3 protein-coding genes and 1 pseudogene are annotated in these 1,578 nt (G+C 36.8%); 1 reads left to right on the top strand and 3 read right to left on the bottom strand.

Features of this window, described 5'->3' with window-relative positions; translation table 11 throughout:
- Window positions 1-151: pseudogene (locus ACFIKN_RS08935) on the top strand (integrase); the annotation flags it as partial.
- A 52-nt stretch (window positions 152-203) separates the two neighbouring features.
- Here the strand turns inward: ACFIKN_RS08935 and ACFIKN_RS08930 are convergent.
- From ACFIKN_RS08930 to ACFIKN_RS08920, 3 genes are all read right to left on the bottom strand, one after another.
- Complete coding sequence (locus tag ACFIKN_RS08930; RefSeq protein ID WP_183194585.1) at window positions 204-503, bottom strand: HigA family addiction module antitoxin; 300 nt, start codon at window positions 501-503, stop codon at window positions 204-206.
- Between the two features lie 17 nt (window positions 504-520).
- Window positions 521-802: a type II toxin-antitoxin system RelE/ParE family toxin gene (locus ACFIKN_RS08925; RefSeq protein WP_183194586.1), complete on the bottom strand. Its 282-nt coding sequence runs from the start codon at window positions 800-802 to the stop codon at window positions 521-523.
- Window positions 803-1,349: 547 nt separating this feature from the next.
- Window positions 1,350-1,578 (bottom strand): DnaB-like helicase C-terminal domain-containing protein (locus ACFIKN_RS08920; RefSeq protein WP_375658290.1); only part of this gene is annotated, 229 nt, incomplete at its 5' end.

Raw genomic sequence — 1,578 nt, 5'->3', positions numbered from 1 at the left:
AGCAACACGTGCAGCCAATGCTGGTGCGACAGTTTCGCAAATGAAAGCGCTTTTTGGCTGGACAGAAGATAAAATGGCATCTCTTTATACCAAAACAGCCGATAGAAAACGCCTTGCAATAGAAGCCATTAAAAAACTTCAAAAAGGTTAGAGCAACGGGCGGAAGCTAAAAAACTAAAGCCCCGTCAAAATTATAAACGAAATCAAAGCGACGTTTGATGTGCTTCAGAAACCAGAGGAGAAATAGGTGGTTGTGTCTGTTGCATTGTTTGCCATAAATTATAATTTGTTTGCATATCCAGCCAAAATTTCGCTTTACTAAAACCAGCTAGTTCTAATTTCACTGCAAGTTCGGTACTCATAGAGGCATGTCCGTTAATCACTCTTGATAGAGAAGCTCTTGTCATATGGAGATGATTAGCTAACTTTTGTATTGTTATCCCCATTTCGTCTAAGAAAGCTACTTTTAGAACTTCGCCCGGATGTGCGGGGTTATGCATCATTATTTTCGTTCCTTTCATCAATGGTAATCTTGATAATCAACAAGCTCCACATCTGTTCCTATAAAGCGAAAAGTAACACGCCAATTTCCATTCACCCATATAGAATAGTATCCTGTAAGTTCACCTTTAAGAGGATGCATTTTAAAGGCAGGTGCTTTCAACATTTCGGGCGTGGTAGCACTTGTTAAAGCCGTTAAGATAACGCGTAATTTCTTTACGTGATCTGGTCGAATAGCTTTTGTGGAACCTGTTGTATAAAATAATTTTAAGCCCTTATGTCTGAAACTCACAATTGCCATTAGCACCCCTTATCGTATACTATTACTATACGATTTATAAAAATAAGAGTCAAGTAAGATACTGGAAAATCTGATTACATATTTGGATAAAATGATTGAGAATAAGCTATAAAAAAGTTCGGGATAGACATAAAATAAGTTAATAAAATCNAATAAGAGTCAAGTAAGATACTGGAAAATCTGATTACATATTTGGATAAAATGATTGAGAATAAGCTATAAAAAAGTTCGGGATAGACATAAAATAAGTTAATAAAATCAATGGAATTAAAATTCCCTTACCTTTATATAAGTTATTGATTGCATATAAATGTAGCATTCCCACCCCCTCCGCCACAGCACTTTTATGGTGCTATAACTTTTTGATTCTGTGTATGTAGCTTGTGTAGCTTGCCAGCGGTTGTAGCTTGCCAGCGGGTTTTGTATATTTTGCCACTAGGTTTTGTACCAATTTATTTTTTTTAAAGAGTTTTTAAGGGGTTCTCAAAGGATCTTCAAATGCCTTTCAAAGGGTATTTAAAGCTCTCTTTAACGCATTTTTCTGCTCCTATTTTTCCAAATCACTAAAGCATGTAAAGTCGGGTTGAAAGGCAAGGGGAACGATTCCTGTCGGACCATGGCGTTGTTTTGCTATAATAACCTCAGCTTTACCCTTGGCTTGCTCCATTGCATCTTGCCATTTGCTATACTCAGCGGTGCCTTCTTTGGGTTCTTCATTTTTGAGATAATATTCTTCACGATAAACGAACAGAACAATGTCGGCATCTTGCTCGATT

This window comes from Bartonella sp. CL436QHHD (assembly GCF_042195105.1).
In the GTDB taxonomy this organism is placed as follows: domain Bacteria; phylum Pseudomonadota; class Alphaproteobacteria; order Rhizobiales; family Rhizobiaceae; genus Bartonella.
Note: the sequence above shows the minus strand (reverse complement) of the source record. Positions and strands in the feature narration are given on the sequence as shown.

Excerpts from the sequence above, each read along its gene's own strand:
- ACFIKN_RS08925 (WP_183194586.1), bottom strand. The coding sequence starts at position 802 with ATGGCAATTGTGAGTTTCAGACATAAGGGCTTAAAATTATTTTATACA.
- ACFIKN_RS08930 (WP_183194585.1), bottom strand. The coding sequence starts at position 503 with ATGATGCATAACCCCGCACATCCGGGCGAAGTTCTAAAAGTAGCTTTC.